This window comes from Flavobacterium humi, from assembly GCF_004745595.1.
Classification (GTDB): domain Bacteria; phylum Bacteroidota; class Bacteroidia; order Flavobacteriales; family Flavobacteriaceae; genus Flavobacterium; species Flavobacterium humi.
Genome location: NZ_SRLH01000008.1, coordinates 98,006 through 122,530, shown reverse-complemented (window position 1 = coordinate 122,530; position 24,525 = coordinate 98,006). Strand labels below are relative to the sequence as shown.

General features: G+C 42.2%; 22 protein-coding genes. 9 read left to right on the top strand and 13 right to left on the bottom strand.

From position 1 onward, the window contains the following. The first annotated feature begins 31 nt into the window (after positions 1-31). Positions 32-1,342 (top strand): ribosome biogenesis GTPase Der, encoded by a 1,311-nt coding sequence (der, locus tag E4635_RS14075; protein ID WP_135527343.1) that lies wholly within the window; start codon positions 32-34, stop codon positions 1,340-1,342. 78 nt (positions 1,343-1,420) lie between these two features. On the opposite strand, the gene E4635_RS14070 is transcribed toward der, so the two are convergent. Together E4635_RS14070 and E4635_RS14065 are read right to left on the bottom strand one after the other, a co-directional pair. Next, positions 1,421-3,298, bottom strand: coding sequence for a transthyretin-like family protein (locus tag E4635_RS14070; RefSeq protein WP_135527342.1), 1,878 nt, complete (start codon positions 3,296-3,298; stop codon positions 1,421-1,423). A gap of 302 nt (positions 3,299-3,600) precedes the next feature. Continuing rightward, on the bottom strand, positions 3,601-4,458 hold the full coding sequence (locus E4635_RS14065) for a T9SS type A sorting domain-containing protein (protein WP_135527341.1): 858 nt from the start codon (positions 4,456-4,458) through the stop codon (positions 3,601-3,603). Positions 4,459-4,878: 420 nt separating this feature from the next. Between E4635_RS14065 and E4635_RS14060 the strand changes: the two genes are divergently transcribed. From E4635_RS14060 to E4635_RS14050, 3 genes are all read left to right on the top strand, one after another. Further along, the gene (locus E4635_RS14060) at positions 4,879-6,546 is read left to right on the top strand and encodes a tetratricopeptide repeat protein (protein ID WP_135527340.1); all 1,668 of its coding nucleotides are present in this window, start codon (positions 4,879-4,881) and stop codon (positions 6,544-6,546) included. Between the two features lie 99 nt (positions 6,547-6,645). Further along, on the top strand, positions 6,646-8,946 hold the full coding sequence (locus tag E4635_RS14055) for a T9SS type A sorting domain-containing protein (RefSeq protein ID WP_135527339.1): 2,301 nt from the start codon (positions 6,646-6,648) through the stop codon (positions 8,944-8,946). Positions 8,947-9,049: 103 nt separating this feature from the next. Beyond that, a complete protein-coding gene (locus E4635_RS14050; protein ID WP_135527338.1) occupies positions 9,050-9,838 on the top strand; it encodes an SDR family oxidoreductase in 789 nt (262 codons plus the stop codon). 9 nt (positions 9,839-9,847) lie between these two features. Here E4635_RS14050 and E4635_RS14045 read toward each other — a convergent pair whose 3' ends face one another. Genes E4635_RS14045 through E4635_RS14015 form a run of 7 tightly spaced genes read right to left on the bottom strand, consistent with a single transcriptional unit; the run spans position 9,848 to position 13,840 of the window. Next, positions 9,848-10,297 (bottom strand): tetratricopeptide repeat protein, encoded by a 450-nt coding sequence (locus tag E4635_RS14045; RefSeq protein WP_135527337.1) that lies wholly within the window; start codon positions 10,295-10,297, stop codon positions 9,848-9,850. A 56-nt stretch (positions 10,298-10,353) separates the two neighbouring features. After that, positions 10,354-10,623, bottom strand: a complete 270-nt coding sequence (locus E4635_RS14040; protein WP_135527336.1) for a tetratricopeptide repeat protein — start codon at positions 10,621-10,623, stop codon at positions 10,354-10,356. 15 nt (positions 10,624-10,638) lie between these two features. After that, positions 10,639-11,439, bottom strand: coding sequence for a TPM domain-containing protein (locus E4635_RS14035; protein ID WP_135527335.1), 801 nt, complete (start codon positions 11,437-11,439; stop codon positions 10,639-10,641). Continuing rightward, entirely contained in the window at positions 11,439-11,876 is a 438-nt protein-coding gene (locus E4635_RS14030) for a TPM domain-containing protein (RefSeq protein ID WP_135527334.1), read from the bottom strand. The genes E4635_RS14035 and E4635_RS14030 overlap by 1 nt, the downstream gene beginning before the upstream one ends. 12 nt (positions 11,877-11,888) lie before the next feature. After that, complete coding sequence (locus E4635_RS14025) at positions 11,889-12,470, bottom strand: LemA family protein (RefSeq protein WP_135527333.1); 582 nt, start codon at positions 12,468-12,470, stop codon at positions 11,889-11,891. A gap of 57 nt (positions 12,471-12,527) precedes the next feature. Beyond that, positions 12,528-12,860, bottom strand: a complete 333-nt coding sequence (locus E4635_RS14020) for a MerR family transcriptional regulator (protein ID WP_135527332.1) — start codon at positions 12,858-12,860, stop codon at positions 12,528-12,530. Then, positions 12,860-13,840 carry a M23 family metallopeptidase gene (locus E4635_RS14015; protein ID WP_135527331.1) on the bottom strand — a complete coding sequence of 327 codons (981 nt, stop codon included), beginning with the start codon at positions 13,838-13,840 and terminating at the stop codon, positions 12,860-12,862. Before E4635_RS14015 ends, E4635_RS14020 begins: the two co-directional genes overlap by 1 nt. A 210-nt stretch (positions 13,841-14,050) precedes the next feature. Here E4635_RS14015 and alaS point away from each other — a divergent pair, with 210 nt between their 5' ends. The 4 genes from alaS (at position 14,051) to E4635_RS13995 (ending at position 19,344) form a co-directional block, all read left to right on the top strand. Further along, positions 14,051-16,687, top strand: a complete 2,637-nt coding sequence (gene alaS, locus E4635_RS14010) for an alanine--tRNA ligase (protein ID WP_135527330.1) — start codon at positions 14,051-14,053, stop codon at positions 16,685-16,687. Between the two features lie 76 nt (positions 16,688-16,763). Then, a complete protein-coding gene (locus E4635_RS14005; RefSeq protein WP_135527329.1) occupies positions 16,764-17,519 on the top strand; it encodes a hypothetical protein in 756 nt (251 codons plus the stop codon). Positions 17,520-17,770: 251 nt separating this feature from the next. After that, a complete protein-coding gene (locus tag E4635_RS14000; RefSeq protein ID WP_135527328.1) occupies positions 17,771-18,724 on the top strand; it encodes a GSCFA domain-containing protein in 954 nt (317 codons plus the stop codon). Between the two features lie 2 nt (positions 18,725-18,726). Then, complete coding sequence (locus E4635_RS13995; protein ID WP_135527327.1) at positions 18,727-19,344, top strand: DUF4230 domain-containing protein; 618 nt, start codon at positions 18,727-18,729, stop codon at positions 19,342-19,344. Between the two features lies 1 nt (position 19,345). Here the strand turns inward: E4635_RS13995 and E4635_RS13990 are convergent, their stop codons facing one another. The 4 genes from E4635_RS13990 to E4635_RS13975 form a co-directional block, all read right to left on the bottom strand. Continuing rightward, positions 19,346-21,103 carry an aromatic amino acid hydroxylase gene (locus tag E4635_RS13990; protein WP_135527326.1) on the bottom strand — a complete coding sequence of 586 codons (1,758 nt, stop codon included), beginning with the start codon at positions 21,101-21,103 and terminating at the stop codon, positions 19,346-19,348. 153 nt (positions 21,104-21,256) lie between these two features. Next, on the bottom strand, positions 21,257-21,790 hold the full coding sequence (locus E4635_RS13985) for a DUF4136 domain-containing protein (RefSeq protein WP_135527325.1): 534 nt from the start codon (positions 21,788-21,790) through the stop codon (positions 21,257-21,259). A 69-nt stretch (positions 21,791-21,859) separates the two neighbouring features. Next, positions 21,860-23,836, bottom strand: a complete 1,977-nt coding sequence (locus E4635_RS13980) for a urocanate hydratase (RefSeq protein ID WP_135527324.1) — start codon at positions 23,834-23,836, stop codon at positions 21,860-21,862. A gap of 150 nt (positions 23,837-23,986) precedes the next feature. Next, positions 23,987-24,166 (bottom strand): DUF5522 domain-containing protein, encoded by a 180-nt coding sequence (locus E4635_RS13975; protein WP_135527323.1) that lies wholly within the window; start codon positions 24,164-24,166, stop codon positions 23,987-23,989. Positions 24,167-24,194: 28 nt separating this feature from the next. On the opposite strand from E4635_RS13975, the gene E4635_RS13970 reads away from it, so the two are divergent. Then, the gene (locus E4635_RS13970) at positions 24,195-24,521 is read left to right on the top strand and encodes a hypothetical protein (RefSeq protein WP_135527322.1); all 327 of its coding nucleotides are present in this window, start codon (positions 24,195-24,197) and stop codon (positions 24,519-24,521) included. The last annotated feature ends 4 nt before the right edge of the window (positions 24,522-24,525 follow it).

Sequence of the window (24,525 nt, the reverse complement as noted above, 5' to 3'; positions counted from 1 at the left end):
GTGCATGCAAATAAATATTTGAAAAAACATTATGAACAATATTGTAGCCATTGTAGGAAGACCCAATGTAGGGAAATCGACACTTTTTAACAGGTTGATACAGAGAAGAGAAGCGATTGTGGATTCGGTTTCCGGAGTAACCCGTGACCGTAATTACGGCAAAAGCGAATGGAACGGGAAAGAGTTTTCGGTAATTGACACAGGTGGGTACATTAAAGGTTCCGATGATGTTTTTGAAGGCGAAATCCGCAAACAAGTCGAATTGGCCATTGACGAAGCCGACGTGATCATTTTTGTCGTGGATGTCGAAGAAGGCATCACACCGATGGACGAAACAGTGGCGAAATTGCTCCGTAAAGTCACCAAACCTGTTTTATTGGCCGTGAACAAGGTCGATAATGCCATGCGTGAAAAAGACGCCGTAGAATTCTACAACCTTGGTTTAGGGGATTATTTTACGTTTGCCAGTATATCCGGAAGCGGAACAGGAGAACTGCTCGATACCTTGATCGAGTCTTTCCCTATAAAACCTGAACCTACAAAAGAAGAATTGGAATTGCCCCGTTTTGCAGTCGTAGGACGCCCAAACGCAGGGAAATCAAGTTTTATAAATGCCTTAATCGGCAAGGACCGTTTTATGGTTACCGATATTGCCGGAACGACCCGTGATGCGATCGATACCAAGTTTGACCGTTTCGGTTTCGAATTCAACCTGGTCGATACAGCGGGAATTCGCCGTAAGGCAAAAGTTAAAGAAGACCTGGAATTTTATTCCGTAATGCGTTCCGTACGTGCCATCGAGCATGCCGATGTGTGTATCCTTGTTATTGATGCGACCCGCGGATTTGAAGGGCAGGACCAGAGTATTTTCTGGCTGGCTGAAAAGAACAGGAAAGGAATCGTAATCCTGGTAAACAAGTGGGACCTTATTGAAAAGGACACCATGTCGACCCGTGATTATGAAGCCAAGATCCGCCAGGAATTGCAGCCGTTTACAGATGTGCCTATTTTGTTCGTTTCCGCCCTGACAAAACAGCGTTTGCTAAAAGCTTTGGAAGCAACAGTTCAAGTACATGAAAACAGGAGCCAAAGAATCCCGACTTCCAAATTCAATGACCATATGCTTAAAATCATAGAACATATGCCGCCACCGGCATTAAAAGGGAAGTATGTAAAGATCAAATACTGTATGCAGTTGCCAACACCAACGCCACAGTTTGTGTTTTTTGCGAATTTGCCTCAGTATGTAAAAGAACCGTATAAGCGTTTCCTGGAAAATAAAATCAGGGAAAACTGGGATTTTTCAGGAGTGCCGATCGATATTTATATTAGAGAGAAATAACCTTTCTTTTTTCATAAAAAAATGCAACATTTCAAAACAGGAATGTTGCATTTTTGGTTGTATCCGAATGGGTATGATTTAGATGTCATAGAAGAAAAGTTGCTCCAATGGCGAACTTCCGTCAGAATCCCCAAAATCCCCGGTATGTTTTCTGGTGCCTGAATACAATTTCAGTGCATAGGTACAACGGGTCATGTCATTTGGCGGATTGTTCAGTTGTGAACTGTTGTTTGTTCTTTCGGTAACCGCCGGATTGGTATTTCCACTCAAAGGGATAATACCGTCTGAAATATCCCTTTCTACAGAATGGCTGTTGTTGTTCAAGTGCATTGAGCAAGAAGACAGATGCGGATGGTATACCGTATATTTGGCATGCAAAGTACCGCTGATAGGGCTGCAAAGGTTGCTTTCCAACTCGGCAATGGCTAATTTTCGGTAAATCGGATTGTTGTTCATAATCACCGAATTAAGCGTTTTCCCGTTTCCTCCGATAGCCCCGAAAATATTAGCAGGCTTGTTGATTACTTCCCTGATTTCAAAACGGATCGCAAATTTCTCCACCGGGATTTTATTTCCGGCCGGAATCGGCTGCCCGGCATTGATGCTGTTAGGAACATTAGGAGCGCTGGTCAGGGCGGCAGTATTTATGGTAATCAGCGTATCTTCTTCAATAATATTGTAAAGGGATAAATCGGCAGGAGTCAGCCCTACGCTAATCAGTGTTCTTTCAATGGCATGGTTTACGTCAAACCATCCTTCGGCATCAAAATCACTTTGGTCGCTGTACACGAAAATATCATTAAGGATAAACGAGAAAACTTTGCGGGTTAGTTTCGAAACAATACTCGGCACGAACAAATTAGGGTATATACCCACGATTTTGGTGAAATTGCTTTCCGGCAAACTGGCCACATTATTAGGAGCAGTTGTGTCACTCACTCTAAAACGATATTCGATAGGTTTTTGTGAAGCTGATTTTAAAGCGGCCTGCCCTGTCAGCCTGATATTTGAAAACAGGACGTGTTTGCCTGATCCGGCATACCCATCGGCATCAAAATCATAGGAGTTGACCCCAAACGACGAGCTGAAGGCATTTCCAATTCCGGTCCACGCACTTGGGAAAGTTTCGTCAGGATCGCCTACTGTCACTTCTGAACACAATTTCAGGCACAGGCAATATCCTACATTTTTCCGGGCATCGTCTTTGGTTTCATTAATTAATGTTGTCCCGCCCAATTCTGCTTTGAAATACACATCAGGCCCGCTCTGGAATGTTAACGGGAAGCCTGGATCGGTTTCTACATTGATCCATGGCGATAAAAACGTTTTTTTGAAATCGGCTGAAGAATAGTCAATCCTGAAATGGCCGTTGGCATCTGTAGTATCGGAACCTAAATTGTCATCGGTAAGGAAATCCGCATCCATAGCCGTTACTTTCGCGTTGGCGATCGGTGTATTTGTTTTGCAGTTCATCAAATGGCCGCAGATTACCCAGGCATCAAAAAAATACCCTCTGATATAGCACCACCATTTATGGGCAATGATATAGGTCCATCTGGCATTTTCGTTTTGCGCTTGCTGGGCAAGTTCCGCTCTCATCGAAATGGTAGTCATATGGAATTGGACCTGCTGGTTGCCTCTTGGCTTGATATGTTTCGGAGGCACGGAACCGCAGATAAAATCAACGTCAAAATCGGAACCTATGTATTTTTCGTCAATTTCGATTTCAAAGTTCCCGTTGCTATCGGTTCTTTTTCTATAGAGCAATAAACCTTCTCTTTGTTGGGCTTCTTCTTTTGTTACCAGGTGGAATGCTTCTTTCGGATTGTTGGACGCATGGGTCGGGCTCGTTTCCCTTGTATTGGGAAGGTATAATAATACTTCTACATCGGAAATAACTTCAAGACAGTCTTCACATAAATATCCTTGTAAGGAACCTTTAAAAATATTTTTCATGATTATTTGTTTTAGTTGCCTACTCTAATCAGTTTTCGGCTTCGCTGTCGTACTCTTTTTGGGATTTTCCGAAGGCTCCCTGTTTTAGAATTCTATACAGCAAAGATTCGGCATTCCTGCAAAAGAACAGTTAGGATAAAACCCGTTTATAATAGGGTGATTTTACCCTTTTTTGCAACATAAAATATTAATTATCAATAAGTTATAATTTAAATGAAAGAATTTTATGAAGCGTTTCTGATGGTTTCGGGGCATAAAAAAAGCTGCCTTATAAGACAGCTTGTAATGAAGTATTTTGGAAATTATTTGATAATAATGTTTTTACTGCAAACGGAATTATTATCATTGAGGATGGTCAGGGTGTAGATCCCGTTTTTGAAATTATCGCCAATCAGGAATTCAATAGTCGTATTGTCTGCTTTTGCAAAAGGAACCGTTTTTAAATTCCCGGCCATATCGAAAAGCGCTACTTCAACGACTTCATTGGGATTTGTTTTTATCTTCATCAGTTCTCCTTTTTTGATTGGATTGGAAGATAAAACCGTAAAAGAATTGTTTGCTGCTGTTTTTGCAATGGGAGTAACCACAACATCATCAATCTCCATTTGGACACGTGCCCCGCCGTTTTCATTGGCATTTGCTGTCATCGAAGGATAAAACCAAAGCTGGCTGTTGTCGTTTTCAGGAGTAAAAACCACTTTGACCGTTTTCCATCCGTTCATGGCGATGCCTACCGGTTTGGACCAGATAACTTCGCTGGCATAAGGGATGTTAGGGATTTCGTTAGAGGCAGATGCAGTCATTCCTGAAACGGCTCTGACATTTGCAGTCGAATTCAAAACGACATCGTTAGGATGGGAAACATTGGACGACGTTTTTATTTTAAACGTTACCTGGTAGCTTTTTCCAGCCTGGAAGTCATAATCGGTGGTCACGCCTTCTCCAAGATTGGAATGCGACCACATCCATAACCAGGAATTTTCGTCTGTTGTAGCTTGAACTGAAGGATTACCATGGCTTGCATTCCACCCGCCAACGCAATTAACATTTCTGCTGTATCCGTTTTCAGGAAACTCGCTTGTTAATTTGCTGTTGGTGATGGATTGGCCGCTTGTCATTCCCCCAAATAAAAGCAGCGCTGCAATAATAATCTTTTTCATATTTTTTATTTTTAGATTGTAAACTATTTCAATGGTGTAATTCGTTATTGCAAAGATGTGGCAAGGCCCGAAAAAAGCAGTAGGGTTTTATACTCATTTTATAGGGGTGATTTTCCCCTTTATTCCCTACTTATATTTAATGACGGCCCAATTTGCTTTTTCCTACGCACCTCTGAAATGGTGGAAATCGTCGGTAAAAAAGGCATTTCACCGGTGTTTTGGCTCCTAAAAGGAAATCCTGTTTTTTAGGGAAAGGAAAGAGTCTAAAAAAAAGGAAAGCCACATCAAGGCAGAAATACCGGAATTTGTCAAAATGCTTGTTTTTTTACGATGGTTTTTCGCTTCTGAAATCAAGTAGGAAAGGTGTTTTTATTTTTTGCAATTCCATCTTATATTTGACTAAAATATTACCAACACAATATGTTACTACCAAAAGGGTTGCTCCGGTTCCTGTTTTCTGTTTTCTTACTGTGTTTTGCCGCTGGTGCTATGGCACAAAACAAGGCTACGGCAAAATGTGATTCTATACTCATGTCTGGGGTAGAGGCGCTCAATAAGAACGAGCATATGCATTCCCTGGAATTGCTGACCAAAGCACTGGCCTTATCCAGGAGCAATGACTGGCCCAACCAGGAGTTCCTGGCTTTAAACAACATAGGAGCCAATTATTACCTGCTTCTGGAATATGGCGAAGCCCTAAATTATTACCTGGAAGCTTATACGGTTGCCATAAAAAAACTGGAACCGAAGGATGAGATGATTGTCCTGAATAATATCGCCATCCTGTATTCCAAAGAAAAAAAATACGATAAGGCTAATGAATATTTCAACAAAGCCTACGGGATAGCCAAGGAAAATAAAGATGATTTCCGGATGGGGCTTTACGCTTTAAATATGGGGAATCTTGCCAATGAAAGCAATAATTACAAGTTAGGGAAGGATTATTTTACCGAATCATTGCCGCTTTTGGTAAGCCAGCCCCAGTTTTTAGTACTCGCCAAAATAGGGTTGGGGGATTGCGATATAGCTTTGGGGAATCCTAAACGTGCCAGGGAATCGGCAACGGAATTGTTAAGGACCACAAAAGACCTGGAATTCAACCATACGGGCATTTCGCTTTGCATGATCATTTCAAGGGCCTTCCTGAAGGAAAACCAATTGGATGAAGCATTGGATTATGCCAAAAAGACGCTGGAAAGGAAACCGAACCTGGAAACCAAACTTCAGGTTTTCGGGCTGCTGTCTGAAATCCATTTCAAAAAGAAAAATTACGCCGCGGCACTGCAGTACAAAGATTCGATTATCAATACAAACCTGGAACTGGATAAGATCAAAAACAACAAACTATACGAAAACAGTAAGGTAAAGCTGGAAATCCAGAATTATAAAAACCAGTCGGAACGCAACGAATCCAAACTGGTCAGTGAAAGGAGAATATTTTATTCGGTGCTTTTATCGATTATCATAATTGTCATTTTTGTTGTCTGGACGCTTCGCAACCTATCTCTTAAACACAAGCAGAAAAAACTCATCGCAGAACGGAACGAGCAAATCCTGGTCCTGGAACTGGAAAAGGAAAAAAGGGAATTGCTATTGCTCGAAAAGCAATTCAACGAGAACAGTACATTGTCATTACTGGAGCAGGAACGCCTGAAGAATGAAGTGGAACTCAAAAACAGGAAGCTTTCGGCGAAAGCCTTGTATTTGTCGGGAAGGAACATCATGATAGAAGAAGTATTGTCGGGACTGACCGATTTATTGCACGGTTCCAAAAACAATTCGCTCATCGAATACATACAAACCTTAAAGAACCACCTTAGGACAGACAACGAATGGGACAGTTTTATTACGCATTTTGAAGAAGTGAACCAGGGATTCCTGACTTCCCTAAAAACAAAACACCCCAACCTGACCTCGAATGATATCCGTTTCCTGTCGTATATCTATATGAATTTAAGTACCAAAGAAATCGCTTCCATGCTCAATATCACACAGGATTCCTGCCGCAAAAGAAAAGAAAGGATTTCCACTAAAATGGAGCTGGAAAAAGATGTAAATCTTTACGATTACCTCGCTTCAATGCAGTAATCACACTTTGTCCGCGCTGATGTCACACTTTGTCCGGCTATTAATGGCTGGGTTTTGTTTGGTTTTTTGACCTTTGGTAACCTAAAAATCTAAACAAAAATGAAAAAAATTACACTACTGGCCATTTGGTTTTTCATTTGCTGCTCCGCAAATGCCCAAATGATTCTTGAAGGCACTACAGATTACGGAAAATTACAAGACGTGACCTATGATGCGAATGTGCAGAATAAACTATATGCGGCAACGCAGGGCAATCATATTGTTGTTTCTTTAGACAATGGGTTAAACTGGAATGTGCTTTTTTCGTATCCGAATTCTTCAGCGTTTATCGAAGATTTAAGGATGCTTCCGGGCAATAACGATTTGTCGTTTTCAATCGGAGGTGCGATCTGTATTTACAATCTGGCCACAAACCAGATAACGGCTACTTTTCCTGTCCCGCAAAGCGGTGTGCCGGGAGCAGGCCTTAGCCGTATAAGTTCCTACTATGTAAGAGATGCTGCCGGGACTACGATGCTGGTGGATACGACATTTAAAATCGGATTTGCGGGCTTCGGGAAAACATTCTATACGGAAGACGGCGGTGCTCACTGGCAGGAAATTTATTATACTGTAAATAACGATAATGTATTTATCAATAACGTGGCCATCAGCCCGAATAACCCTAAAATGCTGTTCCTTGCCAGAGGATTGGGAGACAGCGGCATAGACGGCGGTTTGTTTATTTCCGTAAACGGAGGGAATAGCTGGCAGGAATCTTTAGCTGGTGTTTCAACCGAAGCCATCGCTTTCAACCCTGCTAACGGGAACGAAATCCTGGTAGGTTCTTCGATTGGTTTTGGCATCCACCCTGAAAACTTGTTCAAATCAACAGATAATGGGCTTAGCTGGAACGCTTTGCCAATTACCTGGACAGATGAAACACTAAATAATATTACGAAAATTGTATACAATGATTCCAATCCGAATAAAATTATCGTCCTTGACGAAAATGAAATTGTTCGTAGCGATGACGGGGGAGATACCTGGACAAATGTAGTATACCCGGTAGGGATTTCAATGGTATATTATTATGGGATCAACGCGTCTTACAACCCGGTTAATGAAAACCAGGTAGTGATTACCACAGATTTATACCCGCAGATTTCAAATGACGGAGGAGCTACATTAACACAAATCAGGGCACCTTTTTTTAATTGCGTTAGCACTTCTATCGGGAAATATGCTACCGGTTCACATTTGTATTACCATGCACAGGGCGGGCGTCTGCACAAAAACCTGCAAACCAATGTAACCTCGGCTTACGATACGGAATTGCCGAATTCATTTAACCCGAAAAGAAATTACAGCGTTGCCGATCCTACTATTGCGGGAAGGGTTTTCACGTATGCTTCTATGGGATTCTTTGGTGGTTACTTAAAAGTTAGCAATGATTATGGTGCTACAACGACTGATCTTTTACAGGCTTTCGCCGATGATATGCAGGAATTGACCATAGACCCGAACAACAGTAATGTTATTTATGTTTCTATGAGAAGTACCGAAAACAGTACAGTATATAAAATTGATTTTAGCGACCTAAACAATGTGGTTACCACCGAAATTACCACTCCGGAAGTGAGTGAGTTTGGTTACGGTGTGGTAACGGGGATTATTGTTGGCGGTGCCAATTCTGAGGAAATGTATATCGCTAAAGGCACAAAAGTGTTTAAATCGGTTGATGGCGGTGTGAACTGGATAGAGAAGATTTCCGGATTGGCTCTTAATGAAGGAAACGATATTATTTTCGATTTGGTAAAAAACCCATTCCATGCCAATCAATTGTCAGTAGCAACGAATGCGGGGATTTACACCACATCAGACGGCGCCGAAAACTGGACATTGTCTATGGGTTCAAACGTGAACAGGCTGAAATATTCGCCAATCAATGATGGTGTTATCGCAGCGGCAGCCCATACTTCGGCTTTAGGTGAGGCGGCAATCTATTACTCTATCGATAATGGTCTTACCTGGTCTACTGTTGCTGCAGCACAACTGAATTATGCCGCGACAGGTGCCGTTGATTTCAGTTTTGAAGGCACTACCATCGATGCTTATATCGGAGCTGTCGATTTAGGAGTGGTTAAATATTCTATCATCAACCTACCATTGAGCATCAAGCATCCTTCATCAAACGGCACTTTAGGATTGTACCCAAACCCTGCTGTTTCCGAAGTTACGCTTTCCGTACCGGATACAACCCAGATCCAGTCTGTAGCTGTTTTTTCTTTGCTGGGCCAGAAAGTGATCGAAAGCAACACGTCCAGATTAAACGTTTCCGGATTGGCAGTAGGAACTTATGTGGTGAAGGCAACGACATCTTCAGGAAATATTTTCATCCAAAAAATGATTGTAGAATAATAATTGCTTTTCCTATTAATTTTGGTTTTAAAAGGACCCCGGAGTATTGCACCGGGGTCTTTTTTTTACAAGAATAAAAGGTTTTTAGTATTTTTATAAAAAAATGGTAGCAATCAACGGTAAAATAGTCTGGATTACAGGAGCTTCGTCAGGAATTGGCGAAGGGCTGGCATATGCGCTGGCCGCGAAAAACTGCAAGCTTATCCTCTCCGGCCGAAACCGGGAAGCATTGGAGGAAGTGAAATCCAAATGCAATACCGAAGTAGCGCTCCTTCCTTTCGACCTGGCTGATTTCGACCATGCTAAAGATCATGTTGCCAAAGCATTGGAGGCTTTCGGGAAAATTGATGTCCTGATCAACAACGGTGGTATTAGCCAGCGATCCTTGTTGGCAGAAACCGATTTTAGCGTAGATAAAAAACTAATCGAAGTGGATTATCTGGGAGTAGTGGCTTTAACCAAAGCATTGCTTCCTCATTTTTTGCAACATAAAAGCGGGCATTTTGTAACGGTTACGAGCCTTATGGGAAAATTCGGTTCGCCTTACCGTTCGGGATATTGCGGAGCGAAACATGCCCTGCACGGTTTTTTTGATGTACTACGGATGGAACACCAGAAAGACGGTATCAATGTTACGCTAATCTGCCCGGGATTTATCCAGACCAATGTGGCCAAAAATGCTTTGACCGCCGATGGTTCAAAACAAATTACAGATGATAAGGCTACCCAAAACGGAATGCCGGTCATTGTTTTTGCTCAAAAATGCATCAAAGCTGTTGAAGCGTCCAAATTTGAAGCTTATATTGGAGGCAAGGAAGTCATGGGGGTTTACCTGAAACGGTTTTTTCCTAAATTCCTGCATTATTTTGTATTGAGGAGTACGGTGAGGTAAGGAAAAAACTTACTTGCAATATTGCTTAAGGAATTCTTTTGCATGATCGAAACCTAAACTGACCGCTTTTCTTAAATCGGAACAATAATCTTGCTTGTAATTGTTGTTTATGTAAAAAAGGGCCCTGTTGAGGTAAGCTTCACCACTTGGATCCAGAGTGATTAAACGGTTAAAATCATCTAAAGCGGTTTTGTCTCCAATAGTAGCTTTACAAATGCCTCTGTTTTGAATAGCTTGAAGAAGAGTTGGGTTTAATGTTATTGCCTTGTTAAAATCTTTAATAGCTTCACTGTATTTTTCAGCGTTCATTTTCAAATTTCCTCTGTTCAGATAAGAAGAAATGTGCTTTGGTTCAAATTCAATAGCTTTTGAATAATCAATAATTGCTCCATTGACATCATTGAGTTGTTCTTTTATTAAAGCCTTATTATAGTATGCTTTATAGTTGTTTTTATCCAAAGCGATTACTTTCGAATAATCAAGGAGCGCTCCTTTATAATCTTTAAGGACATTTTTTAGATGCGCCCGATTGAAAAAAACTCATGATTTGTACTGTCTAACGAAATAGCTTTGTTGTAATCTGACAATGCATTATCATACTCTTTGTTTAAATAATATAGATAAGCACGATTGAAATATTCGCCTGAAAAAGGTTTTAACCTTATTATTGAATCATAATAGGATATCTTGACATCTAAATTTTTACCATAAATCTCTTCAGGGGTTTGCGATTGGATTGGGTTTTGGAAAAATAAAATAAATGCTATTAAAACAAATTGTTTCATTACAGTAAATTTAAATTACCAGCTTCCGCCGCTTCCGCCACCAGAGAATCCGCCACCGCCAAAACCACCTCCGAAGCCGCCGCCGCCGCCAAAACTACCTCCGCCGGAAGAACCACCACCAAAACCGCCCCGGCCTAAACTGCTCAGGATGATAATATCGGATAAGTCCAAACCACCGCCACGGTTGCCCGAATTGCCGCCGTTGTTTTTGTTTTTGGCAATGATAATGATGATGAACACAAATAATCCTATGAAAAAGATGATTGGGATGCCGCCGCCGTCACCGCTTTTTTTGCGGGAACCTTTGTATTTTCCTTTGAAAACGTCAAAAAGGGCATCGGTACCTTTGTCCAGTCCGTTGTAATAACTCCCGGCCTTGAATTCCGGAATAATAATATTTCGGGTAATTTCCCCTCCGATTCCGGCCGTCAGTCGGTCTTCTAACCCATAACCGGCTGAAATCCAGATTTTTCTTTCGGCCTTGGCCAGTAAAATAATAACCCCGTTATCGTTTTGTTCGGTTCCGCCGATACCCCAGGCGTGCCCCCATTTTGGGGTAAGGATCCCGATGTCTTCGCCTTTGAGGCTTTCAATGGTAATCACAACGATCTGTGTGGTGGTCGAATCGGAATACTGGATCAGTTTTTTTTCGAGTTGTTTTTCTTCGCCTGGATTCAGCACATCGGCATAATCATACACCGAAGTCTGGAATTTAGGTTTTTCGGGAATGTCAAACTGGGCAAAACCAAGTTGTGTGAATAAAAAACAAACGGATAGCTTCAGGAAAAGCCAGTAGTTTTTTTTAAGTAAAGTCATTATCCTTTAGATATTTCGTTTGATAATTCGTTTGTGTCCCCATGCTGCCACGGGAAATAATGGCGAAGCTGTTCTCCAGCCCTGAGAATCCCGTCAATAAGGCCTTGCTTGAAGTCTCCGCTTTTGAAATGAGATGCCATAATGTCTTTGGTTGAGTCCCAAAAATCAGGTGTAACGACATCGTTAATGCCTTTGTCCCCGCATATGACAAATGTTTTGTCCTTTACGGCAACATAAATCAAAACCCCGTTTTTGAGCTGGGTCTGATCCATTTTCAGCATATGGAACACTTCCATAGCGCGGTCGTAGGCGGCTATGGAAGTTGTTTTTTCTATATGAACCCTAATCTCGCCAGAAGTCTCATTTTCAGCCATGCGGATAGCTTCAACAATTTCTTGTTCTTCTTCTTTGGTTAAAAAATCTTCTACTTTTGACATTTTTTGTATCGATTAGAATTTTACTTCAACTGGTTTTTCTGCTCCGGCCACCGCCTGGAAATACCCTTTTTCTTTGTAGCTTCCTAAAAACCAGCTGTTAGGAATGGCCAAAATATAACCGTTATACGCTTGTACCGATTCGTTAAAACGAGTCCTTGCCGTTAAAATTTGGTTTTCAGTGCTCGCTAATTCGTCTTGCAGTTTAAGGAAGTTTTCATTCGCTTTCAAGGTCGGGTATTGTTCTACGGTTACCAATAATCGTGATAAGGCAGAGGAAACCCCGCTTTGTGCCTGGTTGAATTGTGCCAATTGCTCCGGGCTGATGTTTTTCGGGTCAACGTTTATTGAAGTGGCTTTGGCTCTGGCCTCGATAACTGCCGTCAAAGTTCCTTTTTCGAAATCTGCGGCCCCTTTTACCGTATTTACCAAATTGCCAATCAAATCATTTCTTCTTTGATAAGCCGTATTTACATTTCCCCATTCTTTTTCAGTAGCCTGGCTGTATCGTAACGCTGAGTTCTTTATTCCAATAACCCAAAATCCGATGATTACAACTAATGCAATGATAATTCCGATAGGCAATAATTTTCTCATAATATCTGTTTTAAATGTTTAGTTTTTGTTTAATTAGTCGATGTGACAGGCAATTCGTTACAATTCGTTCTTGATATTCAACAATTGCGTCCTGATCATTTCCAGTTTGCGGATAATGTCAAATTTGTCCAGTGTTTTCTGCTGCCCTTCTTTCAGGTGTACTTTTGCGCCTTCTAATGTAAAGCCTCTTTCCTTGACCAAATGATAAATCAATTGCAGGTTTTTCACATCTTCAGGCGTAAACATCCTGTTGCCCTTGGCGTTCTTTTTTGGTTTGAGGATGTCAAATTCCTTATCCCAAAACCGGATAAGCGATTGGTTCACGTCAAAGGCTTTCGCGACTTCGCCCATGCTGTAGTATCTTTTATTTTCAGGTAATTCGATATGCATTAATCCAGAGATTGGTTTTCTTGAGTTGCTAATTTGGCAATAGCCGTATATTCCACAGCCGAAATATTTCCGTAATAGAAATTAAGAGGGTTGATGGCATTTCCGTTTTTATGTACTTCGTAATGGCAATGTGGTGCTTCGCTTCGTCCGGTGCTGCCCACAAATCCTATAATGTCGCCGCGGTTTACACGCTGTCCGACTCTTTTGTTATACCGGCTCAAATGAGCGTATAACGTCTCATATCCGTAGCCGTGGCGTATGACAATGTGGTTCCCGAACCCGGAAGCCGTATTGTCGGCGCGTTCTATCACGCCATCACCGGTGGCAAAAACAGGTGTTCCCGTCGGGGCGGTAAAATCCATGCCTTTGTGCATTTTCCGGGCTTTTGTAAAAGGGTCGCTACGGTATCCGTAACCGGAGGCCATGCGTTTAAGCTGTTCGTTCTTTACCGGCTGGATGGCAGGAATGGACCCTAAAAACTTTTCTTTTGCTTTGGCTAATTTCAAAATTTCATCCAATGATTTTGACTGGATGGCCAGCCTTTGGGAAATCTGGTCCACGCGTTGCGTCGTATTGGATACCAGCTGCTCGTTATTGGAACTTAAAAGCTCTTTGAACCGCTCGTTGGTTATAATCCCTTTTTTCTTCGGCATTTGGGAAAGCGGGGCATTGTTGAAATATACCCTGTATATATTATTGTCCCGGTCTTCAACGTTTGCCAAAACAGCGTCCAGCTCATCCATTTTCTTGTCCAGGATCTTATAGTTCAGTTTCAGGTTTTCAATTTGCCTGGCTTGGGCTTTGTCTTTCGGGGTTTCAAAATAAGGGGTGTTCAATAATACGACAAAACACAGAAAACCAAATAAAGCTGATGCGACTAAAAACAAAGCGGCATAACCCAAACTTTTGGCTTTCTTGGGTTTGATCTTATGATAGGCTAAATTTTCGGTGTCGTAATAATATTTAACTTTTTTCGACATAACTTAAAAATATACTACTTTTGCACTCATTATTACAAAGTAACAACTATTATACGTAATAACTTAAAAAATGTTTCAACTATTTGTAGTTTTTTGAAGCAGTTTTTCGGGTTTTGCTTTAGTAATAATCCATGCGGAATTACCCTATACGTTTGGTTTTTTTGCCGTGGCTCAATAAACAGATATTAAAATATAACGAATCAACATACCATGAAATCACAAGACATTCGCAAGCAGTTTTTGCAATTCTTTGAAAGCAAAGGACATACCATCGTTCCTTCTGCGCCTATCGTACTTAAGGACGATCCGACCCTGATGTTCAATAACTCGGGAATGGCCCAGTTCAAGGAATTCTTTTTAGGGAACGGAACACCTAAAAGCCCAAGGATAGCCGATACGCAAAAATGTCTCCGTGTGTCAGGTAAGCATAACGATTTAGAGGATGTAGGTTTTGATACGTACCACCATACCATGTTTGAAATGCTGGGGAACTGGTCTTTTGGCGATTATTTCAAAAAAGAAGCCATCAACTGGGCGTGGGAATTGCTGACGGAAGTGTATAAGATCCCAAAAGAAAACCTATATGTTTCCGTTTTTGAAGGAAGCAAAGAAGACAATGTGCCTTTCGACCAGGAAGCATGGGATATCTGGAAAACCCTGGTAGACGAGGACCGTATCATTTTGGGGAATAAAAAAGATAATTTCTGGGAAATGGGCGATCAGGGGCCTTGCGGGCCTTGTTCCGAAATTCACGTAGATATTCGTTCTGCGGAAGAAAAAGCGTTGGTTTCAGGAAAAAGCCTTGTAAACAATGACCATCCGCAGGTAGTTGAGATCTGGAATAATGTTTTTATGGAATTCAACCGTAAAGCAGACGGTTCGTTGGAAAAACTGCCGGCACAGCACGTAGATACAGGAATGGGCTTTGAACGTTTGTGCATGGCTTTGCAAAACAAAACCTCGAATTACGACACTGATGTCTTCTCACCGCTAATCGAAAAAGTGGAGCAGATCACAGGATTGAAATATACAACCAACGATGTCAAGGATATCAGCGAAGAGCAAAACAAAATAAATATCGCCATACGCGTTATTGTAGACCACGTACGTGCCGTAGCTTTCGCTATTGCAGATGGCCAGTTGCCTTCCAACACAGGAGCTGGTTACGTAATCCGTAGGATTTTGCGCCGCGCCATCCGTTACGGGTTTACTTTCTTAAATACAAAAGAACCTTTCATCAATAAATTGGTAGCTGTATTGGCAGATCAGATGGGCGAATTTTTCCCGGAAATCAAAGCCCAGCAACAACTTGTTACCAATGTGATCCGCGAAGAAGAGGCTTCATTCCTAAGAACTTTGGAACAAGGGTTGCAACTACTGGAAAATGTAGTGGCCGAAACCAATGCAAAAGAAGTATCGGGAGCCAAAGCCTTCGAATTGTACGATACCTTCGGTTTTCCGAAAGACTTGACAGCCCTGATCCTAAAGGAAAAAGGCATGACTTATGATGAAGAAGGATTTGAATCGGAACTGCAAAAGCAAAAAGCCCGTTCAAGAGCCGCTTCAGAAGTTTCTACAGAAGACTGGTCTGTACTTATTCCGGGCAATGTGGAAACCTTCGTAGGGTATGACCAGACAGAAAATGACGTCAAGATCACGCGGATCCGTAAAATCGATTCCAAAAAAGACGGTATCCTGTACCAGATCGTTCTGGACAACACCCCTTTCTATCCGGAAGGAGGAGGGCAGGTTGGCGATAAAGGAATTTTGGTCTCTGCCAATGAAACCATCGAGATCATCGATACCAAAAAAGAAAACAACCTGATCCTGCATTTTGCCAAGCAGCTTCCTGAAAATGTAAATGCGGCTTTCACGGCCAAAGTCGATACAAGCCTAAGGACTTCAACATCCAAGAACCACTCGGCTACACATCTTATGCACCAGGCACTGAGAACCCTTTTAGGAACGCATGTAGAACAAAAAGGATCTTTGGTAAACCCGAATTATTTGCGTTTTGACTTCTCGCACTTCAGTAAAGTCTCCGATGAGGAAATCAGGCAGGTAGAGGATTTCGTCAATGCAAGGATCGAAGAGCAATTGCCTCTTATTGAAAGAAGGAGTATTCCAATCCAGCAAGCACTTGAAGAAGGCGCTATGGCGTTGTTCGGGGAAAAATACGGAGACAACGTGCGTGCCATCAAATTTGGCGACAGCATGGAACTTTGCGGAGGAATCCACGTGAAAAACACCGCTGATATCTGGCATTTCAAAATCATTTCCGAAGGTGCTGTAGCCGCAGGTATCCGCCGTATCGAAGCCATCACGGGCGATGCCGTAAAAGATTTCTACACCACTCAGGAAAGTACGCTGGCAGGAATCAAGGAAACACTAAAAAACCCGCAGGATATCTTAAAATCAGTTGTTTCGTTACAAGACGATAATGCAAAACTTAAAAAACAGGTTGAGGTTTTGATGAAAGAAAAAATCGAAAGCCTGAAACAAAGTTTAGTTTCAGAAAGCAAAGAAATAAACGGTATCCATTTCTTGGCCAAACAGGTAGATTTGAGTATGAGCGGGACCAAAGACCTGGCACAGGCCATAGGAAGCTTTGCACCGGATTCTTTTGTAGTCCTGGCTTCCATTGAAGAAGGGTTGCCAAACATCCATTGCTATATTTCAAAAGAACTGGTAGCGGCCAAAGGTTTAAACGCCAATGTGGTCATCAAAGAACTTGGCAAATATATCGATGGAAATGGAGGAGGACAGCCGTTTTTCGCTTCAGGGAAAGGTAAAAACGCAGCCGGCATTACCGAAGCACTTGCAAAAGCCATTGATTTCGTAAAGTAATCCATTGTTTAATAAATTCAAAAAACGGAAGCTTCGGTTTCCGTTTTTCTTTTCTCCATAAAAATCAAAAACCCCAATGAGAAAATTAATGTACGTTTTTAGTTTCTTCGCAGTGTTCTTTTCCTCTTGTTCTAATGATGATTCCTCCAATCCTGGTTTTCTTTTGGTCAAAAAGGCAACTTCGGAAAATGGCAGTTCAACCTACCGGTATGACGGAAATAAACTGGTACAGGTAACTATAAATGCAAGTGATTATGTTGTAAATACGTATAATGGAAATTTAATCACAAAAACGGCTCGTTATTATGCGGATGGTACTTTGTTAACAGAAACACTATATGAGTATAATGCGAATCAGAAATTAATAAGCCAAAAACTTTTATTCCATCAGAATCTAGGGCTGGATCCAACTTCCCAAGCTTTCAGAAGAGTATTTACCTATAATCCTGATAATACGCTAACATATGAAGAGTATTCCGGGACCTTTCAAAACCAAACCACTCTAACCCACACAGGAAAAATGTGGCTGGATTCCGAAGGGCAAACGTTAAAGACTGAAGACTACCGGAACGGGTACTTATTCAGTACGGAAGAATTTACCTATGATACTGAAAAAACAATATTTGAAAATGCTGCGGGGATGCAAAAAGTGCCTAATTCGAATTCTGGTTTTGCCAAGCATAATATCCTAACGTATAAGTATTACAATTCCATGGGTAATTTGGTTAATGGTTTTTCGAATCAAATGACCTTTAATGCTGAAGGTTATCCAACAGAAATAAACATGATTTCGCTTTCGGGTGCCAGGAATTCCGTTCAATTTACGTATTAAGCACTGCGATTGATTAATTTACAAATAAAAAGCCTCACATTTCGTGAGGTTTTTTTATGTTTTTAGGCAGCTTATCCGGCTGTACTCTCTATCTTTTGCTTTTTAAAGAAAAAAGCAAAAGGATGCCGTTCCCATCCGGGCTGTAGCGAACAAGCTCCGGCAGCAGCCCTGTCAACCGCCACTGCAAACTGCAACTACCCACTCTAAAATTAAAAACTATTTACTATTTTTGAATACCAATACCAGCCATTATGCAATTCTCCACCAAAGTTCCCATTCCGGATTCAGCAAATCCCATCGGTTATGATTCCAAAATTGTTTCCCTGGGTTCCTGTTTTGCCGAAAGCATAGGGGAGAAATTCCAATACTACCATTTCGAAAACGCGATCAATCCTTTCGGGATCATCTTCAATCCGGTTTCCCTGGAAAGAAACATCCGCAGGATCCTCCAAAAAGAGTCCTTTACGGAAAAAGACATCTTCTTCCATAACGAGTTGTGGCATTGCTTCGAGGTGCATTCGAAGGCAAGCCACCCCGATAAGGAATATTTCCTGGAGCATCTCAACACTACCCTCGAAAGGGCAAACCGGCAAATAACAGAAGCAACCCATATCTTCATTACGTTAGGTACGGCGTGGGTTTACCGGGATATTGCCTCGGGAGAAATCGTAGCCAATTGCCATAAAGTGCCTCAAAAGCAATTTGCCAAAGAACTGCTTTCCACAGAAGCCATCCAAAAAAGCATACAACATATTTCCGATCTGATATTTGAAGCCAATAGCAAGGCCGTTATCGTTTTTACGGTTTCCCCGGTGCGCCACATCAAAGACGGCTTTACCGAAAACCAACACAGCAAGTCACATCTTTTTGCCGCCCTGCACGCCGTGTTAGGTTCTGCTGGACCGCGTTTGGGCTATTTTCCCAGTTATGAAATCATGATGGACGAGCTCCGCGATTATCGTTTCTATACCGAAGATATGCTGCATCCAAACACAGTAGCCATAGATTATATCTGGAAAAGATTCACCGAAACAACTGTTTCTCCAGCTGCCTTTCCCGTTATGGAAACCGTGGATGCCATTCAAAAAGGATTGGCACACCGGCCTTTCAACCCGGATTCCGAAAGCCATCAGAAGTTTTTGCAACATCTGAACCAAAAAATCAATACATTAGTATCACGGTTCCCCAACATGAAATTTGAATAAATATGGTCAATTTAATCAACTACAAGAAACTCTTTTACCTGCTGATCATCGGTATACTGGTTTTTATTGTCATCAAATCTTTTACATCTGATGCCGAGGCCACATCGGAATACAATTCCAACCTCATTCAGGAGCAGATCAAAAATGTGGGCAAATTAGTCGTTACCGAAGGCCATTTCTCCCAGGTACTTACCTACAAGGACCAGGACCGTTATTTTGGCGGCATGATTTCTTTTGATAAAAAGGCACTGGTTGTGGTCAATTCCGATGTTTCCGTAGCCTATGACCTGCGCCAGATGAAATACGACATCAGCGAAGAGGACAAGACGATTACCATACTCAATATCCCTAAAGAAGAAATCAAAATCAGCCCGGATATTCATTATTATGATATCGAACAGAGCAAACTCAACGAATTTACAGGAGAGGATTTCAATAAAATTACCAGGAAAGTCAAAGCGGACCTGGCGGCCAAAATTGAAAAATCCACATTAAAGGCAAATGCACAGAACCGCCTGGTGAGCGAACTTTCCAAACTTTTGCTGGTTACCCATTCCGTTGGCTGGAAAGTTCAGTATAAAGGAGAGGAAATCACTTCAGAGAAGCAATTCGCTTTATAATTTAAGCAGTAGCCTTATCGAAAATCAACTCTAATCCGTTAGAGATCAGCTTGTCCAGTTCCGGCCGGATGACTTTAAGGGCTTCCAGGTGTTTGATGGCCTTTTGTTCCAAAACCACATTTTGCCCCTGGTGTGCCAACTCGGTTATCTCCACCGTAAGAAGCCAGTCTTTCGGATGGTTTTGCACGACTTGCTCAAAGGTAACTTCCAGGCTCATATTGGCAGCTTTTCCTTCACGGATGTTACGGATATTTTGGTACAAACCTTCGAGTTCCTCCCGTTCCGGAGTCTTTTTGGATTTAATGGTTTTGCTCGATGGCACATGCGTAATCAGGTCAAAACTCCTCACATCGGCCGGGCCCGAAAAAGCGGAAATCACTTTCTTGCCTATTGCCATATCGTAAGTGCCCCATTCCGGCTGGAATAGTACGGTATCATGATGTGTTACGGTGCAGTTTTTAAAACTGATCGTGATAATCTGCCCTTGAAGATTACGGGAACCTGTGATGATTTCGCCGGATACGATAATATCACCTTCAAATTCCAATTGTACTTTCTGCCCTTCGGAAATCGCATAGGCGTTAAGGTCACGAGGGCTCATGTCTTCAATAGCAAGGTTGATGCCTTTCAGTTTCCCGACCGGAGAACCAAAGCCTTCACTATGGTATTCTGTTCCGTGGCCCACCAATTCCTTCTCCCTGTTGGATAAGGCTGTCTTTCCTGTTGTCTGGACATAAATCGGTTTGCCTTCGTGCTCAATCACATGGGTAAATACACCGGAAATCTGGACTCCTGTGCTCAATTCTATGGTGCCCAAAGCATTGGATTGGATCAGTTTCCGTATTCCGGAAAGCCCTCCGGTACGCAAGGCCATTTTGTTGGCAAATTCTTCCAGCACCTGGTTCAGATGGGCAAAATCAGGTGTGACATACAATTGCGGCTGTGGTTTGGTAATGTCGAAACTTTGGTCTACGGCACGGATGTCGTACGGAAGTTTTTTAACGTTATCAGTCATGCACCATGCGCTTTCCCCAATGGAAGACAGCAAGCCGGCGCCATATATTTTAGGATCCTCCACCGTACCGATCAGACCGTATTCCACCGTCCACCAATGCAGGTTCCTGATTTGGGCCATTTCAGAAAGTTCGCCCATATCATTCTGCAAATCATCCACACGTTTTTCGATCGCCTGGATTTCTTCTTTAGGAGTACCTTCGGCTTCTTTCAGGATGGAAAGCAAACGGATGGCTTCGTACATTTCATAATCCCTCGCTGATGAGATGGCCTTGCACCCGATTTCCCCAAAACGGCGCAAATATTCTGCATATTCCGGATTGGCAATAATAGGAGCATGGCCGGCACCTTCGTGGATGATGTCCGGAGCGGGTGTGTATTCTATATGTTCCAACTGACGGATGTCTGAAGCGATTACCAGTACGTTGTAGGCCTGGAATTCCATAAAGGCATTGGGAGGGATGAAACCATCAACGGCAACAGCTGCCCAGCCAATTTCTTTCAGGATACGGTTCATGCCGTACATGTTGGGGATGTTCTCGATTTCCAGTCCGGTCTTCTTGAGTCCGTCCAGGTACGAATCATGGGCTACCTTCGAGAGATAATCGACATTCTTACGCATCACATAACGCCATACCGCTTGGTTGATAGGAGTGTAGTCCTCGTAATTTTGCGGTTTGATAAACTGTTTTAAATGTTTAGGCAGTCTTTCTATTAGCGGATTGGTCTGAAATTCGGTATCCATGATTTCTGTGGGTGTTGTATTTCGGGTAAAATTACAAAATGTTTGATGAGAATACAATGCGAATTAACAATGTATTTTATCAAGGCAGGAAAGTAGCCGAAAAAAAGAAGCCTGTTTGCAAAACAGGCTTCCCGGAAAAAATAGAATGTTGTATTATTTGGGTTGAGGAGGGAATTCGGCAATAATCTTAGTGACAAATTCATTGATTCTTTCGTCTTTCTTATGGGTGTCCTGCGTTAGGTACCCGGTTCCCATTCCTTCCCAGATGAGTTCTTTGTTCTTGGCGTCGATCAGGTCGATATACAATGTCCCTTCCGTAGAAGAAGATACGTATGTTCTTCCGCCCCATAAATAAGGATTCCATCCGTAACCCCAACCATAACCCCATCCGGCGTTGAATTGGTTTACATCGATACGCTCCCTTTCCTTGGTGAAGATATTAACCAGCAAATCCGGTGTTTCGCTTTTTGTCATGCCTTTTGCAGCCAGTTGCGCATCGATGGATTTTAGGATCCTTTTTTTATCCAAATCGGAAATCTCGGCCTTGTCTATACCGTTTTTATGGAATGCGTATGTTTTGTACTGGCTGAAATTAACAGTTTTGTCGTAATCGGAATTTACCCTTACTGTGCTGCACGATGTGACAATAAATGCCAGTACCACGGTTATAATTTTTATTGCTTTCATATTTCGTTATTTAAGTTCAACGTTTGATGGTCTAAAGCTTAAATAATAACGTAAACTTTACACCTAAAATTATAATAATGAGTCATCTACTATAGTAGGGATGGTTACTTTTAATAAAGGTTGCGTCTCCATAGCTCTTTTTATTGCAAAAATAGCTCCTTCGTTCCTGGCCCAGCTTCTTCTGGAGATACCGTTATTGACATCCCAAAACAGCATGGATTCCAAACGCCTTGAAGCGGCAGGGCTTCCGTCAAGGACCATCCCAAAACCACCATTGATCACTTCGCCCCAGCCTACACCGCCGCCATTGTGGATGGAAACCCAGGTAGCACCACGGAAACTGTCCCCGATGACGTTTTGAATGGCCATATCGGCAGTAAAGCGGGAACCGTCATAAATGTTCGACGTTTCGCGGTATGGGGAATCGGTTCCGGAAACATCATGATGGTCACGGCCTAAAACCACGTACCCGATTTCGCCTTTGGCAATAGCCTGATTGAAGGCTTCTGCGATTTTAGTCCGTCCTTCGGCATCGGCATAAAGGATTCTTGCCTGTGAGCCTACTACAAGTTTGTTTTCTTGTGCGCCTTTGATCCATTGGATGTTATCGGCCATTTGCTGTTGGATTTCAGCAGGGGAATTTTTCTTCATTTCTTCCAAAACCTGGCAGGCAATAGCATCGGTTTTGGCCAAATCTTCCGGTTTCCCTGAAGTACACACCCATCGGAACGGCCCGAATCCGTAATCGAAGCACATTGGCCCCATAATGTCCTGGACATAACTCGGGTATCTGAAATCAATTCCGTTTGGTGCCATTATATCCGCTCCGGCGCGGGAAGCTTCCAATAGGAAGGCATTTCCGTAATCGAAAAAATAAGTGCCTTTTGCCGTATGTTTGTTGATGGCATCAGCATGGCGCCTTAATGTTTTTTGTACTTCTGTCTTGAATTGCTCCGGATTGTTGGCCATCATGGCATTGGCTTCCTCAAAAGAAATTCCTACCGGGTAATAGCCGCCGGCCCAAGGGTTGTGCAATGAGGTTTGGTCCGATCCCAGGTCAATATGCAGGTTTTCCTGGTCAAAACGCTCCCAGACATCTACAATATTCCCCAGATAAGCCAGAGATACGATTTCTTTATCTTGTTGGGCTTTGCGTACGCGGGCTACCAATTCGTTAATATCTTCGTGTATTTCATGGATCCATCCCTGTTCGTGGCGGATACGGGTAATTTTAGGGTTTACTTCGGCGCAGACCGTCACACATCCGGCAATAGTCCCTGCTTTGGGCTGTGCACCGCTCATTCCACCTAAACCTGAGGTTACGAATAAGTTCCCGGAAGGGTTCTTTTTGATTTTACGGAATCCGTTTAGTACCGTAATGGTTGTTCCGTGTACAATTCCCTGCGGGCCGATATACATATAACTTCCTGCGGTCATCTGGCCGTATTGCGTAACGCCTAAAGCATTGAATTTTTCCCAATCGTCCGGCTGGGAATAATTAGGGATCATCATTCCGTTGGTAACCACTACTCTTGGCGCTTCGCTGTGGGACGGGAACAATCCCATCGGATGGCCGGAATACATAACCAATGTTTGTTCCTCTGTCATTTCGGACAAGTACTTCATCGTTAGCAGGTATTGTGCCCAATTGCTGAACACGGCACCGTTCCCGCCATAGGTAATGAGTTCGTGCGGATGCTGCGCTACGGCATAATCCAGGTTGTTTTGGATCATGAGCATGATGGCTTTGGCCTGCTCGCATTTTCCCGGATATTCCGAAATAGGCCTGGCATACATTCTGTAATCCGGGCGCAAACGGTACATGTAAATACGTCCGTAGTTGCGTAATTCTTCTTTAAATTCAGGAATCAGTTCGGCGTGGTCTTTTGCCTCAAAATAGCGCAGGGCATTTTTCAGGGCCAGTTTTTTTTCTTCTTCTGATAATATCTCTTTGCGTTTTGGCGCGTGGTTTATAGAGGTGTCATATGGTTTCGGCTGTGGTAAAACAGATGGTATCCCTTGTGTTATTTGTTCTTGAAAAGTCATTATTGTATGTGTTTAATTATTCGATTATCGGTATTCTGTATTTGCGGGGAACAGAAAACTAGGGATAGCGAATGTCGGACCTATGGTAGGACTTGTGGATTTTAATTTTGTATTTGAGCGAATGAATGTCCATTTTTTGCGTTGGCTGTGTTAGGGTTTTTTATTGGTTCCTGTTTTTTTGTCAAAACCATAAGGGCAGTGCCGGCAGCCGCTTTTGCAGCAATAGCCTCTTTTCAGATGGTATTTTTCGGTAAAACATTTATAGCCTTCGGGAGTGTAATAGAAATCTTCTCCTTCGACTAATTTATTTTCTTTATTTTGGTCATTCATATGCACAAATTTAGGAACTTTACCTGTAATGATTGTATTAGTATTAAAATATTTAACGCCAAAAGGATTTCGGGGGATTACACTGTTTCCTTTCGTTATTTTGGTAAGTAGGAAAGACCGGGAAGATGCGGTAATGCTCCATCACGAAAGGATCCATATTTGCCAGCAGAAGGAAATGCTGGTCATTCCTTTTTTCCTATGGTATGGCCTGGAATTTTTAGGACGCTGGATGCAATACAAAAACAGGCATTTGGCGTACAGGAATATTTCTTTTGAAAGGGAAGCCTACGCAAATGAAAAAAACCTTGATTATTTACAAAAAAGGCCATTTTGGAATTTCCTGAAATATTTTTAAATAT